This is a genomic window from Streptomyces sp. CB01580 (genome assembly GCF_001905795.1).
Classification (GTDB): domain Bacteria; phylum Actinomycetota; class Actinomycetes; order Streptomycetales; family Streptomycetaceae; genus Streptomyces.
Genome location: NZ_LIXJ01000038.1, coordinates 1 through 14,798 on the forward strand (window position 1 = coordinate 1; position 14,798 = coordinate 14,798).

Genomic DNA, 14,798 nt, shown 5'->3' on the forward strand with positions numbered 1-14,798 from the left:
AGAAGCTGTTGTCTTTTCGATCTTGAGCGGGGGCGGTCGAACGAGGGTTCTCGGTCGGGTGATCCTGCCGTAGCGAGGGCATGAGGAAGGGGCCTCCTGAACAGCTCGTGGGTGTCGAATCCATAGAGCAACAGGAGGCCCCGGTGCCGCAGTCTTCCGTGCCGATGGCCGGGCAGTCCAACTCGGCCGCTCCAACGTGTGATTGCCTCGCGCACGTGTACGGCAACGCGGCCGATCGGCCCGAACGGAAGCGCCGGTACCCGACGGACATGACGGACGCGGAGTGGATTGAGGTCCGGCCGCTGCTGCCGGTGCCGGGCTGGATGCGTGGGCGGGGCGGGCGCCCGGAGGGGTACTGCCACCGGGCAATACTGGATGCGATCCACTATCTCGTGGACAACGGCGTCAAGTGGCGGGCGATGCCGGCCGACTTCCCGCCGTGGGACCGGGTCTACGCATTCTTCCGCCGCTGGCGCGACCACGCCCTGGTCAAAGAGTTCCACGACCGGCTGCGCGGCCGGGTGCGCGAGAAGCTGGGGCGGGACGCTGAGCCGACGGCCGGGGTGATCGACTCGCAGTCCGTCAAGGCGGACGCCGTCGTCGGCGCCGACAGCCGTGGTTTCGACGGCGGCAAGCTGATCAACGGCCGCAAGCGGCACGTCGTGGTCGACACGCTCGGCCTGCTGCTGGGCGTGATGGTCACCGCCGCGGATGTCGGCGACCGCACCGCCGCCCGGGTGTTGCTCGAGCGAGTAGCCACCGCCCACCACCGCGTCGCCCTCGTCTGGGCCGACGGCGGCTACACCGGCAGCCTCGTCGAATACTGCCTGGCCACGCTCGCCCTGGTCCTGGCGATCGTCAAGCGCAGCGACGACATACGCGGCTTCGTGGTGCTGCCCAAACGGTGGATTGTCGAGCGCCTCTTCGCCCACCTGATGCGCACCCGCCGCCTGGTGCGCGACTTCGAGCGCCGCACCACCAGCGCCGAGGCGATGGTCTACTGGTCGATGACCCTGCTCATGACCCGCCGCCTGGCCCGCTCACGCCCTGCACGAGCATGAACCGACCCGGAGCCGGCTCCGCCAGCCAGCCACGCGCGACCAGGCGCTTCGCCTTCGACCGCAGCGCCTCCACCCGCGCCGGCACCACGTCCATGCCGAACACGGCGGCCATCTCCTGGCAGGTCATCGGACCCTGCCCGAGCCGGGACCGGTCAGCGAGTGTCCTGAGGATGCGCTGGTAATCGACCGACAGCGCCGACCAGGCCAGCCCTTCACGCCACACCGGCACTTGCGACTTCGCCTTCGCCGCTTCCAGCGTTGACGATGCCTCCTCGGCCTGCCCGTCGGCGGCCGGTGCTGTCCGGTCGCCCTGGTCGCGGCCATGATCGGTCTCGTCTGCCGGGGCGAGCACCTCGCCCACCCGCGAGCGAGCGATGGTCCATTCCTTCCAGTCCCGCTCGGCCACGGCCAGTTCAGCCTGGATGCGGTCGGCCTCCTCCCGCAGCTCGTCCACGCGGCGGCGAGCGACAAGCTCGCGCTGTTCCAGCAACCCCACGACCGACGGCATCCATGACCTCCACAGCAGCGGCGACATGACAGACCACCACTCCCACAGGATCGTCGACCCTATGCCCGACCAGGGAAAACGCCGTCCTCAAGCCCGGAAAGACAACAGCTTCTAAGACACCAGGACGCGACCAGGGCGGCCTACGACGGGGTCGTGGACCTGTATGCCTCGATGTTCAGTAGTCAGTTGGAGACGCGTCCGTTCGCGCGGAACATGATCGGCACCTTCGCCGAGCTCGTGCGTGGCACGGGTAACCTGCGGGTGGCTGATGTTGGGTGCGGACCTGGTCATCTGACGGCCATGCTGCACGATTTGGGGCTGGACGCCTTCGGGCTCGACCTCTCCCCGGCCATGGTCGACCACGCTCGGCGGGCCCATCCGGTGCTGCGGTTCGACGAAGCGCGGATGGAAGCCCTGCCGGTCGAGGACGCCGCGCTCGGCGGAGTGCTGGCCCACTACTCGATGATCCATACCCCACCCGGGGAATTGCCCGCGCTGCTCGCTGAGCAGGTGCGTGTCCTGGCACCAGGGGGCCTGCTCCTGGTGTCCCTCTTCGGGACCGAGGGACCGGAGCCGGTCCGCTTCGACCACAAGGTGACGCCCGCCTATAGCTGGCCGGCGGACCGGTTCGCCGAGCTGCTGGCCGGGGCCGGCCTCGTCACGTTCGCCCGGCTGCTCCACGACCCAGCGACCGAGCGGGGCTTCCTCGACACCCACTTGCTGGCCCGCCGCCCGTAGGGAGCGGGGCGCGGCCTGCGTCGGGGTCGTGTAGATCATCCGCATGGATGAGGCTCGCCTAACTTGAAGGTCCTCTTGCCGTACTGATTCGTGTCGCGATCTGGCTGAAGCGGGGCATGCCGAGATCAATCACTTGGCGTTGACGGACTTGCTCTGCATCGAGCTGGGTGAGCTTCTCCTCTGTGCTGGCGAGGCTGATTTGGAGTCCTTCGATCTCACCAAGCCCCCCTCCTGTTCTGCTTCGGCGATTCGGGCGATCAAGTTGTCGCGGATGTCGGCAAGCCGTGCCCGTTGGGCCGGGTCAGGTCGGAGGAGCGAGCATCTGACACAAGCGTCCGCTGCTCCCTTCTGCGTCCGGACCCCGCCCAGCGCGAGCGCCTCGTCGAGATCCGCGACAACCTCGTCGCCCGCATCACGGAGGCAGAACAACAAGGTTGGCTCGGCGAGATCGAGGGGCTTCAGGTGAGCCTCACCGGGGCGGAGGCCAAGATCCGGCAGATCGACGACTCCTCGCCCGTACCTGGGCCCGTGCACCTGGGACTCCCCACCACGCGAAAGTCGTAACTGAGTGTCGGGAACGGTGCTCAGGACGCAAGGGTTGATAACGACGTGGACGTGCCTTGGCGCGGGGACCCGCCTTTCGTCGGCTCCCCGCGTCGCAGTGGGGACGGACTCGGCCCATGAGGTAGCCCGATGCTGCGACTACGCCTCTGGGACAGCAATGGTTGGAGGGACGAATACGCAGAACTCGTTGCCTTCTGGGTCGGCAACGACGACCCAGTGAAAGCCGTGTTCGCTCTGTTCCCGAGTGATCCTCTGGGCGCCGAGTTGTTGGAGGCGCTCGACCTCGGCGTCCAAGTCCTCGGTGCCGAAGTCGAGGTCAAGGTGCATGCGATTCTTGACCTGCTTTGGCTCCGGAACCTGCTGTAGGAGAAGGGTGGGTGCGGGAGCGGGACCGACCAAGCTCAGATAGGGCGGTCCGTCGAAGCCACGCCGGTATTCCAGCGGGGCGAGCGCAGCGAGCCAGAATCCCGCCTGCGCTTCGGTGTCAACACAGTCCAGTGTCACGACGATCTGCATGACGGAACGGTAGGAGACCGGGACCGCCTTGACGATCCGATTTTGACAGCACCAGCTCACGCTCCGTGAGCCGCATCGCGTCTGGGTGCTTTCGCGACGATCAGTCCTTCTTCGACCAGTTCATGCGTGGCCTGGGCAAGAAACCGTACCAGCACCTCTCTGACAACGCATTCGGCAGGAATCACCGGTAGTTCAGAGAAGTGACCAGACCGAACGAGATCGCACCCGACCAGATCGTCGACGGCACGTGCGCGCCTCCCGTACTCTCCCCCTCCTTCGATCGTCGTGCCGCCGGGGGACCGGCGCATCCTCGCCGCCCGGCGGAACCTGCCGGGCCCGGACCGCTGCTACGCCTCGCTGTCGGGCTCGTGGCGTGCTTGAGCGCCATGCGGGCGGCAACCAGGTCCGGGCCGCCGAGCGACTGCCAGTACGGGTGGGTGGAGACCTCGGTGCTCAGCCGGAGCAGCTCTTCCTGGAAGCGGGCGACCTCGGCGTCCTGCTCGGGCGTGTACCCGGGGCTGTCCGGCTTCCCGGACCGGTAGGTGCTGTGCAGGTGCTTGTCGCCTTCCCAGCCGGGCAGAGGCTCGGCCGACCACGGCAAGGCCTTGGCGTACTCCTCGTACGCGCTGGGGTCTGGTGGAGGGCGAGTTGCGCCGCGCGGAGATCTTCGGGGAAGTCGTACGTAGACACGGAGTAATGCTACGTCCGTTCGAATTCATCCGCCCGTGTACCGGCCGGCGGGCGGGACGACGACGCCGTTCTCACCCTGGATCGGCTCGATGACGACGAGCGCGGTCTCCTCGGTGACCGCGGCGGCCAGGGCCTGGGCGTCGCCGTAGGGGACGTGCGTGACCTCGCCGGGCAGCGGCAGGAACGGCTCCTGTTTGCCGGGCTGACCAGTGAGCGCGAGGGCGCCCATGGTGCGGCCGTGGAAGCCGCCCTGGGTGGCGACCATGTGGGTCCGCCCCGTCAGCCGGCTTCGGCAGGGCCGCCGAACTGCTCGGGCCCGGCCAGCACGGCACGACCTTCGGCGGAAACCCGATCGCCTGTGCCGCCGGGGGCGCCGTCCTCCACACCAACGAGGCCGAGAGCCTACTGGAGAATGTCAAGCGGCAGAGCGGGAAGGTGCGGGACGGAATCGAGTCGCTGGGCCACCCGTTGATCGGCCACGTCCGGGGCTCGGGCCTCCTGCTGGGTATCGTGCTCACCGAGCCGCTCGCGCAGCAGGCGCAGCAAGCGGCTGAGGACGCCCGCTTCCTGGTGAACGTGCCCGCCCCGAACGTCGTACGGCTGATGCCGCCGCTGAACCTCGGTGCCGACGACGTGGACGCGTTCGTGCGGGCATTGCCGGGCATCCTCGACACAGCGAACGGGGACGGACGATCCGGAGAATGAGACGACGATGAGTCAGGCGCAGGAACACGAGCACATGGGGCCCGCCGTGCCGCAGACCCGCACCGCGCGCCACCGCCGGATCGTGGACATCCTCAATCGGCATCCGGTGCGCTCCCAGAGCCAGTTGGCCGAGCTTCTCGCCGACGACGGACTGAGCGTCACTCAGGCGACGCTCTCCCGGGACCTGGACGAGCTGAACGCGGTGCAGATCCGCAACACCGACGGCGACCTCATCTACGCGGTTCCGAGCGAGGGCGGCTTCCGCACCCCGCGCGCACCGCTGGGCGAGTCGGCCAAGGAGGAGCGGATGCGGCGCCTCTCCCAGGAGCTGCTGATCTCCGCGGAGGCCTCCGCCAGGTCCTGCGCACCCCGCCGGGTGCGGCGCAGTTCCTGGCCTCGGCCATCGACCTCTGCACGACATCCTCGGCACCATCGCGGGCGATGACACGCTCCTGCTGATCAGCCGTGATCCGAGCGGCGGCCAGGCGCTGGCGGACCACCTGCTGCGGCTGGCGCAGAACGGGCACTGACCGGGATGCGGGGCCTGGCCCGGCGGCGGAGAATGGGTATGTGATCTTCCGGGACGGGCGGGCAAACACCTGGCAGCCGTCGGCGGTACACAGACGTCCGCCGGGTTACCGGTTCCCGGTGGGGCGCCTCTCGGACGAGGCTCTGCTGTCCGGACTGGCCGTCGGCGACTCGGAGCTGGCCGTCGTCTTCGTACGGAGGTTCCAGCACCGGGTCTTCGGTGTCGCCATGGCCGTCACCCGGGACCAGCAACTCGCCGAGGACGTCGCCCAGCAGACGTTCGAGCGCGCGTGGCGGCACGCGCAGATCTACGACTCGCGTCGCGGCTCGGTCAGCACCTGGCTGACGACCATCGCGCACAACCTCGCCATCGACACCGTCCGGGCACGCCGAACGGTGCCGATGGCACCCGAGGACCTGGACACCTTCATCGGCGTCGTCACCGAGACCCCCGAGAGCTGGGCGCTGGCCGACGAGGCCTCCGCCCAGCTCCGGGCCGCCGTGGCCCGGCTGCCCCGGGAGCAGGCCCGGGCCCTGATGATGACAGGCGTCTACGGGATGACGGCCCAGCAGGTCGCCGACTCGGAGCGGATTCCGCTGGGCACCGCGAAGACAAGGATCAGGGCGGCGATGGCGAAACTGCGCACCACCCTGGCGGCTCCGGAATGAGGGGACTATGTCCAGGGGTCCGGCCTGCGCGAAGCTGCGGGAAGTCGGCGCCGAGCTGGCACTGGGAGTGCTGCCCGGCCGGGAGCGGGCCGAGGCGGTCGCCCATCTGGACCGGTGCGCCGAATGCAGGGAGTTCGTCGAGCAGCTCTGCCTCGTGGGCGACCGGCTGATCGGCCTGCTGCCGGACACCGAGCCGCCACTCGGGTTCACGAGCCGGGTGGTGCGCAGTCTGGCCCAGCAGGCGGCGGCACCGGAGGAAAGGGCGAGAGCCGCGCGCGGCCCGGGCCTCGCCCTCCCCGGCCCACGCGGCCCCGCGCGCAGGGCCCGGGGGTGGCTCGCGGTGGCCGCGGCGGTCCTCGCGGGGTTCGCCGGCTGGGCGATCGGCACTCGCCGTCCAGGAGCTCACCGCCTCACCCCTGCGCGCCGTCGAGTCCGAGCCCGTGAAGGCCGGGGACATCACCTCGGTCGCCCGAGGTGCCGTGACCGGTGGGATCGACGACCACGAAGATCCTGCCGGGGCTGCCGGGACGGGCGTAGATCTCGCCGGTGGAACCGGCAGGGCCACCTGCCTTCTCAAGCACTCGGAGGGGACGACCGTCCGCGTCTGCGATCTCTCCGTCCGAAACGGCATGCCGTGACCCCGGTCGACTCGAACACGCTCTCCGGCGCTCGTCGGCGTCTGCCGACGGCACCGTCCTTGCCACGGCTCACCGCAGCCCGCCAGGTGCCGGCCCGGGGAGGCATGGGCCCCCCGCCCCGACCGGGCAGCGTCACTCGGGCAGCGCCCCCTTGAGGGCGGCGGCCAGTCCGGAGACCGTGGGCCGGGACGACGGATCGGCCCGCAGACAGCTGTCGACGGCGGCGGCGAGAGCGAGCGGCAGGCGCCGCCGGGACGCGATCGGCGGGGCGGCCTCCTCGAGCTGCCAATACCGGTCATCGGTGTCGTGGCCGTCTGCCGCGGCCGTCCTTGCCCGGCAGGCGACCGGCTTCTCCCCGCAGGCCGCTTCGAACAGCGTGATGCCGATGCCCCACACGTCGGCGGTGGCCGTGAGCGGCCCGCCCCGGGCCTGCTCCGGGGCGAGATAGCAGCACGTGCCCAGCCCTGCGGGCGCGGGCCCCGGCGGCCGGGCCACACTCAGGTCCAGTACCTTGACGTGGCCGCGGTCCACCACCACGTTGGCGGGCTTGAGATCCAGATGGAGCAGGCCCCGACCGTGGAGGTAGTGGACCGCCGAACACATCTGCACCCCGAGCAGCGCCACATCGGCGGCGGCCGGCCGCCGCCGCAACCGGTGCACGAGGTGGGACAGGGTCTCACCGGTCAGCGTCTCCAGGACGACGAGCGGCTCGGGCGACTTGAACGCCTCGTAGCCACGGACCAGGTGTGGATGGGCGAAGTCCCGCAGCCACCGCCCCTCGCGCAGCAGCCGCTCGTCCAGCCGCTTCTCTCCGCGGTGGTCCGCCCGCACCACCTTGATCACGCACCGGCAGTCGCGTTCTTCGCTCCAGGCGTCGTAGACGTCGAGCCAACCGGTGCGCGTCAGGTGCTCGAGGATCACGTAGCCCTGCATCGGTTCCGTGCCCGGAGCCCAGAGGGCGGGGGCGCTCATGACAGCACCGCGCCCGCGCCGAGCCGGTGCAGCCGGGCGTACGCGCCGTCGCGGCCCAGCAGGTCGTCGTGGGCGCCGTGCTCGACGACCCGTCCGTGGTCGAGCACCACGATGCGGGTGGCGTCCCGGACGGTCAGGAGGTTGTGCGAGATGACGACGGTGGTCCGCCCGGCCATGAGCCGGCGCAGCGGGTCCATGATCCGTCGGCCCGACCCGACGTCGAGCCCGGTGGTCGGTTCGTCCAGCAGCAGCACGGGCGCGTCCCGGATCATCGCCCGGGCGATCGCCAGGCGCTGGCACTGTCCGCCGGACAGCGTCCGGCCGCGCTGACCGACCAGCGTGTCATAGCCCTCCGGGAGCCGCTCGATGAACTCGTGCGCGTCCGCCGCGCGTGCCGCCGCGACGACATCGGCGTCCGTCGCGTCCGGCCGGCCATAGGCGATGTTCTCCCGCACGGTGCCGTGGAAGACAAGGGTCTCCTGGAGCACCACCGCGACGTTCTCCCGTACTTCGGACAGACTCAGGTCCCGCAGGTCGGCGCCGTCGAGCAGAACCGCGCCCCGGTCGGGGTCGTAGAAGCGCAACTGGAGCTTGGCGACCGTCGACTTGCCGGCCCCGCTCGCCCCGACCAACGCCAGCGTCTCGCCCGAGGCCACGTGGAAGGACACGTCCGACAGCGCCCACGAGGAGGCATCGGGATAGCGGAACCAGATGCCGTCGAACTCCACGTCGCCCCGCGCGCGGCCGATCCGCCGGGCGCCCGGAACCTCGACGACCTGTGGCTGCTGGTCCAGCAACTCGATGATCCGCTCCGCCGAGGCGGAGGCCGCGTAGAAGGTGTTGCCGAGCCGGGCCAGGCCGCGGACCGGGCTGTAGAGCTTGCCGATCAGCGCGAGGAAGACCAGCAGTCCACCGAGGGTGAGCTGTCCCTGGGCCAGCTTCCAGGTGCCGAGGCCCATCACCGCGAGGCCGCCGGTCACCTCGATGACCTCGACGACGGGCGAGTAGACGGCCCGGATCCGCGTCGAGGCCATCGCTGCCCGGAACTTGCCGACGTTCTCCCGCTCGAACCGGTGCTCCTCCCACCCCTGCCGGTTGTACGCCTGCACCAGCGCGACGTTGCCAAGGGCTTCCTCGGCCACCGCGCTGATCGAGCCACTGCGGCGCCTGCGCTCCCGTGACGCGGCCTTGATCAGCCGCGAGAAGTGCCGGGCGGCGGCCCAGAAAAGCGGCACGATGGCGAGGGCGAGCAGAGTCAGGTCCCACCGCAGGTAGACCAGCATGCCGAGGTAGACCCCCAGACAGACCACGTAGTAGAGGGCGTTCGCCACCCCGGAGAGCAGGAACGTCTCGACCGCGTCGACGTCGCCCGTGATGCGGGACAGCAGGTCCCCGAGCCGCCGGCGTTCGAAGAAGCCGAGCGACAGCCCCTGGACGTGCCGGAACACATCGGCGCGAAGAGAGAGCAGGAAGCGTTCGCCGACCCAGGTGGACGTCACGTCGTCGGCGAACCGCAGCACCCCGGACAAGACGATGAGCCCGAGGTAGACCGGTGCGATCCAGAGCAACGGCCCCAGAGCACGGGGGACGAGCACAGTGTCCACGACGGTTTTGAAGAGCCAGATCTCCGAGGCCTGCACGGACGGGCCGACCAGGCTGAAGAGGAGAACGGGGACCAGCCATCGCCGACCGCCGCGCGTGTAGGGCCAGAACCGCCGGAACACCTCACGCGGCGCCATCGCGGGCGCGGCCGCCACGACTGCGTCGGACGCCTCCACCGACAGCAGACGCCGCAGGACATGCATCATGGGATGCGCACCTCAGGGTCCGAGGAGCGGACCGGGGCATCCAGTCGCCGGCCCGCTCAGCACTCGTTCGGTCAGTGGCAGCTGTGTCCGCTGCGGTGATCCGAACCGCTGCGGTGATCCGAACGGCTGCGGTGATCCGAACGGCTGCGGTGCCTTGACGATCGGAGGCCGTCAGACCTTGCGGGCATGAGTTTGCTGAAGATGGCCATCGTTCCTCCTGAACCTCGTTGGGGAACTCTTTCCTCACTAGATACGTCTCAGGGGCGGATTCGGATGGCTTGCTTCGAAAAAAATGCCGTTCTCAGCCCCATCGTGCCGCCAGCCCCCCGGTGCAGCGCACCTCGTCGCCCGCTGGCCAGCGGCGCGCCGGTGTTCGACCCGAAGCTGCCCGGCAGCTGGCTGGTCGACCTGTCCCACGTCGACCTGTCGAGGGTGAAGGTCGGCAAGGAGTGGGTGGAGCTGGACGGCAACCTGCTGCCCAGCCCGTTCACGCCGAAGGGCGACCGCCCCGAGGGGCCGGCCTGGTACGCGACGCCCACCGTGGCGTACGCGGTGGAGCTCGGCTACGACGTCACGCCGATCGAGGCGTGGGTGCGGCGCGAGAACGGCCGCTACCTGGACGCCTGGTACAACCGGCTGCGCGACGCCTACCTCGCCACGATGGCCGACCTCGGCGTCCACGCCGACACGGAGCCGGCCGACTTCCTCGCGGCGATGGACGGCTACAAGGGCCGCGACCCGGAGCTGGCCATCGTGGTGACCGCCATCAAGGCCACGGTGAAGGGCGGCATCGGCAAGCTGCGCGAGCGGCCCCGGGGCGAGGGGTGGCGGCCGGGCGAGCCGTGGCGCGCGCTGTCCCGTCCGACGTGGCGGCCGGACATCCGGGCGGCGGTCATCTCCCGCACCCGGATCAACCTGCACCGCAAGATTGTCAAGCACGCGGCGTTCACCGGGCAGTACCCGGTCGCGGTCCTGTCCGACTGCGTCGTCTACGCCGCCAACGGACCCTCGCCGTTGGACTTCCTGCCCTACCGGGAGGGCAAGCCGCTGCCCGGCGGCTTCAAGCTCGGGGTCAACCCCGGCCTGGTCAAGCACGAGGGCACCCAGGACGTCCTGTGGGGCGAGGAGGTCCGGGAGCGGTTCGACGCGCCGGAGCTGAACCTCGCCCGGTACATTGTAGGTACTCAGAATCCGCGTCATGTTCTCGCGAGCGATGACCTGTGAATAGCACTTATGACGCGGTGTTGAGATCCAAAGCTCAGAATGGCCACCTGTTCGAGTGATCGAAGATGCGTGTGATCGTTCGTGCTCCAGTGCCCGTGTAACTGTCTTGCGATCAAGGTCGGTTACGCGGGCGCTGGGGGTGGATGGTGGCTGTAGAGGTGTGTGTTCGGCTTGCCGAGGATGAGGCGTCCGAGGGACTCGCCTGGGAGTCGGTACCGTTGGAGATGCTGTACGCGGCCGAGCCCTGGCGGATCTTCCGCTGGTACATGGGGCAGAGGCACTACTCGGGTTCGTACTGGTCGAGTACGCAGGCGGATCACGTGATCTACGAGTCGCGGCTGGAGCTCGCGCGGCTGTGGTACGCCGACTTCGACCGGGACGTGACGGCGATCGTGGCCCAGCCCTTCTTGCTGCGGGCCGAAGTGGACGGCGCACTGCGCCGACACATCCCGGACTACCTGATGGCCACCTCGGCAGGCCCGTTGGTCGTCGACGTCAAACCACGGCACCGGGTGGAGAAGCCGGAGCACGCGTTCACCTTCGCCTGGACCCGCGAGGCGGTCGAGTCCCGCGGCTGGCGCTACGAGGTGTGGAGCGAACCGCCGGAAGCCGAGGTGGCCAACGTCCGGTTCCTCGCGGGCTACCGCCGCGATTGGCTGTTCGAGCCGGAGCTGACCGAGGAGATGGGCGATGAGGCGGTGGACGAGGAGCCACCGCCGGAGCGGCTGTTCGACCCGGTCATCGTCAACGAAGTACGCGACCGGGTCGTGGACGGGGACACGCTGGAGGAAGCGTTCGCCTGCCTGCCGGGTCGTCCGGCTCCGCTGGTGCGGGCCGCGGTCCTGCATCTGCTCTGGAAGCAGCAGTGGCTGACTGATCTCAGCGTTCCGCTCAGTGCCCGCAGCGTGCTGAGGACGGCGTCGTGAGTCGGGCCGCGGTGCGCGTGGGAGTGGGGAGTCGCTTCTCCTACGACGGCGAGATCGTCGAGGTGGTGGAATTCGCCGGCACGCAGGCGGGTGGCGAGGTGATCCTCAAGGACGGCCGGGGACGGCTTCTGCGGCTGGCCGTCAAGGAACTGCTGCTCTCCGACCGCGTTCGCGTGATCCCGGACGGGCCCGGGCCGGCCTCCGACGACCCGCAGGAGACGGCGGCGGTGGTGCTGGACCGGCTGGGCGCCGGCGAGCGGAAACAGGTGCTGGAGCGGGCCGCGCATGTCAGGGAGGTGCTCACCGGGTTCCGCAGCGGCAGCGAGGAACTACCGGCGGTGGGAGAACCCCGTCCTGCTTACACGGCGGGCGAGCCGATGGAGAGCCGGTACGCGGCGAAGGCGGCCGAGCTCGAGGTGGCCACGCGCACGGTCAAGCGGTGGGTCGCGGCCTTCCGCCGCGACGGTGAGGCGGGACTGGTGCCGGCTCGCAGCGGGCCGCGCTCGGGGCACCGGAACGCTGAGCAGTGGTCGGAGGCGGCGCTGGAGGTGATGGTCGAGCACACGGACCAGTCCAAGCCGTCACGCAAGATGGTCATCGAGCGGACCCGGGCCCGGCTGCTGGCCAGGGGGTTTACGGAGGAGGACCTGCCCAGCCGGGCGACGACCTACCGCCTCCTGGAGGACCTGGAGCGGCGTCATCCGACGTTCCGGCTGAGCACGAAGCGGAACCGGGACATCGCCGCCCGGCCGGGAGGCGTCTACGGGAAGCTGCGGCCGACCCGGCCGGGCGAGTACCTGCTGATGGACACCAACCGCCTGGACGTCTTCGCGCTCGACCCGGTCACGCTGCAGTGGCTGCAGGCGAAGCTGACCGTCGCGATGGACTGGTACACCCGGTGCGTCTTGGGGATCAGGGTCACGCCGGTGTCGACGAAGGCCGTCGACGCCAGCGTCGCCCTTTACCAGGCGTTCCGCCCCCGGCCCTCGGGGGAGGACTGGCCGGCGCACGCGGTCTGGCCCGAGCACGGCATCCCGCGGTCGGTGCTGATCGACGTCGCCGCGCTTGAGGGGCCGATACGCGGAGCGGCGTCGCCCGCGCTGGTTCCGGAGACGGTTCTGGTCGATCACGGCAAGGTGTTCGTCTCCGAGCATCTGACCAGCGTCTGCCGCCGGCTGGGGATCTCGGTGCAGCCGGCCCGGTTGCGGACAGGCCGGGACAAGGGCCCGTTGGAGAGGTTTTTCCTGACTCTGCGCGAGGACCTGCTGCAGGCCCTGCCCGCCTACAAGGGGCCCGACCTGCACTCGCGCGGGGAGCGGCCGGAGGGGGAGGCGTTCTTCTTCCTCCACGAGCTTGAGGCGATCATCCGTGAGTGGGTGGCCTGCGTCTATCACCACCGGCCGCACACCAGTCTGGTCGATCCCGGGGTGCCGGGACTGCGGATGTCGCCAGCGGCGATGTTCGAGCACGGGCTGAATCGGGCCGGCTACATCGAGGTCCCGCGCGATCCGGACCTGGCGTTTGAGTTCCTGCGGGTGGAACGGCGCACGATCCAGCACTACGGCATCGACTTGGATGCCCGCCGCTACAACGGCGCCGCCCTGGACCCCTATCGCGGTCTGCTCAGCGGCGAGCGGGACGGCAAGTGGCCCATCGCGGTGAACCCGGACGACATCAACGCGGTCTACTTCCGCGATCCCGCGAGCCGGGGGTGGCATGCGCTGGCCTGGGAACACGCACCGAGTCGGGACATGCCGGTGAGCGAGGAGGCGTTGCAGTTCGCCCGCCGCCTGGCCGCGGCCCGGGACCGGTTCCCGGACGACAAGGCCGCGGTCCGTGACCTGTTCGAACGCTGGAACCTCGGGCTGGGCACCACGCTGGTCGAGCGCCGCATGGCACTGCGGCTTGCCCGGGAACAGAAGGCCCTGGATCTACCCGAGCCCGAGGAGAGCGTCGCGACACTGCCGAGCGTCAGACGCCTTATGGACTTGCCGGACGCGCCGCCGCCGCAGCTCGCGTCCCCGGCCGCGGCGGAGACTGGCGACGACGACGCGGCTGACGAGGCCGGATTCGTGGAACTCGAGGACGAGGGCGACTTCTACGTCGATGCCCTGGAGGACGCGTGAACAGCGAGGGCAGCTGGACGCCGGGAGATTCGAACCGGCTGGACGCGCTGACGCTCTCGCGCAAGGAGGGCTGGGCGGCGTTCGCGGAAGCCGAACCGCGCATCCAGCCCGAACTGCTGCCCCGCGGCGAGTACGCGGCGCTGGGAGAGCGCGCGAAGGCGGAATACGACCGAGCCCGGCGGGTCTGGCATGCGAACCTCGGCCCGTTGCACGCCGCAGCTGGCGGAGCTGCACGAGGACTTGTGGGACATCCTCGACAGCAACCAGCAGGACGGCGACCAGGCCAAGGGCGCCGTCGCGGTGGACGCTTTTCCGGGGCTGGGCAAGACGGCCGCGGTGCTGGCCTTCGCCCGGGACTTCCACCGCCGGGAGATCGACGAGGGCGGCGCGTTCACCGCCGGCGGCCACGAACGGCTCCCAGTCTGCCGGGTTGGCCTGACCGGGAACACCGGGATGAAGGACTTCAACCGGGCGATGCTGGAGTTCTTCGGCCACCCAGGCCGCACCACCGGCACCACCGCGCAGTTCGCCCAGCGAGCCTTGGACTGCGTGCTCTCCTGCGATGTGAAGCTGCTGATCGTCGACGATCTGCACTTCCTTCGCTGGAGGGCCGCCGGCGGCGTCGAGGTGAGCAACCACTTCAAGTACGTCGCGAACGAGTTCCCCGTCACCTTGCTGTTCGTCGGCGTCGGCCTGGCCAAGCGCGGCCTGTTCTCCGAGGGCGAGTCCTACGACAACGCCGTCCTGGCCCAGACGGGCCGGCGCACGACCCGCCTGGACATGGGGTCCTTCGAACTGGCCACCGACCAGGGCCGCGACCAGTGGCGCCGGCTGCTGCTGGGCCTGGAGAAGCGCCTGGTCCTGCACGGCACCTACCGGGGCATGCTCGCCGACGACCTGTCCGACTACCTGTTCATCCGCTCCAGCGGCCACATCGGCTCGCTGATGACCCTCATCAACCGCGGCTGCCAGCGGGCCGTCCGCACCGGCACCGAGCGTCTCGACGAGGAACTTCTGAACCGCGTCAAGATCGACCAGGCGGCCCACCTGGCCCAGGACGACGTACGCAATCTCCTGAAGGGACAGCGGTCACGGCGGACCCGCCGGACGGCGGCTCGCCGGTGA

At 69.9% G+C, this 14,798-nt stretch carries 13 protein-coding genes and 4 pseudogenes; 10 read left to right on the forward strand and 7 right to left on the reverse strand.

Features of this window, described 5'->3' with window-relative positions; genetic code table 11:
* The first annotated feature begins 269 nt into the window (after nucleotides 1–269).
* Nucleotides 270–1,061: an IS5 family transposase gene (locus tag AMK22_RS33500; protein WP_073791239.1), complete on the forward strand. Its 792-nt coding sequence runs from the start codon at nucleotides 270–272 to the stop codon at nucleotides 1,059–1,061.
* On the opposite strand, the gene AMK22_RS33505 is transcribed toward AMK22_RS33500, so the two are convergent.
* Nucleotides 1,018–1,569 (reverse strand): hypothetical protein, encoded by a 552-nt coding sequence (locus tag AMK22_RS33505; RefSeq protein WP_073791186.1) that lies wholly within the window; start codon nucleotides 1,567–1,569, stop codon nucleotides 1,018–1,020. The two genes, AMK22_RS33500 and AMK22_RS33505, sit on opposite strands and share 44 nt — an antisense overlap.
* Before the next feature lie 153 nt (nucleotides 1,570–1,722).
* On the opposite strand from AMK22_RS33505, the gene AMK22_RS33510 reads away from it, so the two are divergent.
* Both AMK22_RS33510 and AMK22_RS40305 read left to right on the forward strand, forming a co-directional pair.
* Entirely contained in the window at nucleotides 1,723–2,307 is a 585-nt protein-coding gene (locus AMK22_RS33510; RefSeq protein WP_073791187.1) for a class I SAM-dependent methyltransferase, read from the forward strand.
* 291 nt (nucleotides 2,308–2,598) lie between these two features.
* Nucleotides 2,599–2,871, forward strand: a complete 273-nt coding sequence (locus AMK22_RS40305) for a hypothetical protein (protein WP_242434264.1) — start codon at nucleotides 2,599–2,601, stop codon at nucleotides 2,869–2,871.
* 138 nt (nucleotides 2,872–3,009) lie between these two features.
* Here AMK22_RS40305 and AMK22_RS33525 read toward each other — a convergent pair whose 3' ends face one another.
* From AMK22_RS33525 to AMK22_RS33535, 3 genes and pseudogenes are all read right to left on the reverse strand, one after another.
* Nucleotides 3,010–3,387, reverse strand: a complete 378-nt coding sequence (locus AMK22_RS33525) for a VOC family protein (RefSeq protein ID WP_073791243.1) — start codon at nucleotides 3,385–3,387, stop codon at nucleotides 3,010–3,012.
* Between the two features lie 181 nt (nucleotides 3,388–3,568).
* The gene (locus AMK22_RS41495; RefSeq protein WP_242434265.1) at nucleotides 3,569–3,988 is read right to left on the reverse strand and encodes a hypothetical protein; all 420 of its coding nucleotides are present in this window, start codon (nucleotides 3,986–3,988) and stop codon (nucleotides 3,569–3,571) included.
* A 132-nt stretch (nucleotides 3,989–4,120) separates the two neighbouring features.
* A pseudogene (locus AMK22_RS33535) lies at nucleotides 4,121–4,363 on the reverse strand (aminotransferase class III-fold pyridoxal phosphate-dependent enzyme); the annotation flags it as partial.
* Here AMK22_RS33535 and AMK22_RS33540 point away from each other — a divergent pair.
* From AMK22_RS33540 to AMK22_RS33550, 3 genes and pseudogenes are all read left to right on the forward strand, one after another.
* Nucleotides 4,363–4,782 (forward strand): annotated as a pseudogene (locus AMK22_RS33540) (aminotransferase class III-fold pyridoxal phosphate-dependent enzyme); the annotation flags it as partial. The pseudogenes AMK22_RS33535 and AMK22_RS33540 sit on opposite strands and share 1 nt — an antisense overlap.
* A gap of 7 nt (nucleotides 4,783–4,789) precedes the next feature.
* Nucleotides 4,790–5,312 (forward strand): annotated as a pseudogene (locus tag AMK22_RS33545) (arginine repressor).
* Nucleotides 5,313–5,430: 118 nt separating this feature from the next.
* Nucleotides 5,431–5,979, forward strand: coding sequence for an RNA polymerase sigma factor (locus tag AMK22_RS33550; protein WP_073791244.1), 549 nt, complete (start codon nucleotides 5,431–5,433; stop codon nucleotides 5,977–5,979).
* Between the two features lie 410 nt (nucleotides 5,980–6,389).
* On the opposite strand, the gene AMK22_RS39775 is transcribed toward AMK22_RS33550, so the two are convergent.
* The 3 genes from AMK22_RS39775 to AMK22_RS33560 form a co-directional block, all read right to left on the reverse strand.
* Complete coding sequence (locus AMK22_RS39775) at nucleotides 6,390–6,560, reverse strand: hypothetical protein (protein ID WP_158072113.1); 171 nt, start codon at nucleotides 6,558–6,560, stop codon at nucleotides 6,390–6,392.
* A 189-nt stretch (nucleotides 6,561–6,749) separates the two neighbouring features.
* Nucleotides 6,750–7,589: a serine/threonine-protein kinase gene (locus AMK22_RS33555; RefSeq protein ID WP_073791189.1), complete on the reverse strand. Its 840-nt coding sequence runs from the start codon at nucleotides 7,587–7,589 to the stop codon at nucleotides 6,750–6,752.
* Nucleotides 7,586–9,397, reverse strand: a complete 1,812-nt coding sequence (locus AMK22_RS33560) for an ABC transporter ATP-binding protein (RefSeq protein ID WP_073791190.1) — start codon at nucleotides 9,395–9,397, stop codon at nucleotides 7,586–7,588. The genes AMK22_RS33555 and AMK22_RS33560 overlap by 4 nt, the downstream gene beginning before the upstream one ends.
* Nucleotides 9,398–9,763: 366 nt before the next feature.
* Between AMK22_RS33560 and AMK22_RS33565 the strand changes: the two are divergent.
* The 4 genes and pseudogenes from AMK22_RS33565 to AMK22_RS33580 all read left to right on the forward strand — a co-directional run.
* Nucleotides 9,764–10,621: pseudogene (locus tag AMK22_RS33565) on the forward strand (telomere-associated protein Tap); the annotation flags it as partial.
* A 158-nt stretch (nucleotides 10,622–10,779) separates the two neighbouring features.
* Nucleotides 10,780–11,547, forward strand: a complete 768-nt coding sequence (locus tag AMK22_RS33570; protein ID WP_073791192.1) for a TnsA-like heteromeric transposase endonuclease subunit — start codon at nucleotides 10,780–10,782, stop codon at nucleotides 11,545–11,547.
* A complete protein-coding gene (locus AMK22_RS33575; RefSeq protein WP_073791194.1) occupies nucleotides 11,544–13,673 on the forward strand; it encodes a Mu transposase C-terminal domain-containing protein in 2,130 nt (709 codons plus the stop codon). Before AMK22_RS33570 ends, AMK22_RS33575 begins: the two co-directional genes overlap by 4 nt.
* 189 nt (nucleotides 13,674–13,862) lie before the next feature.
* On the forward strand, nucleotides 13,863–14,798 hold the full coding sequence (locus AMK22_RS33580) for an AAA family ATPase (protein WP_242434266.1): 936 nt from the start codon (nucleotides 13,863–13,865) through the stop codon (nucleotides 14,796–14,798).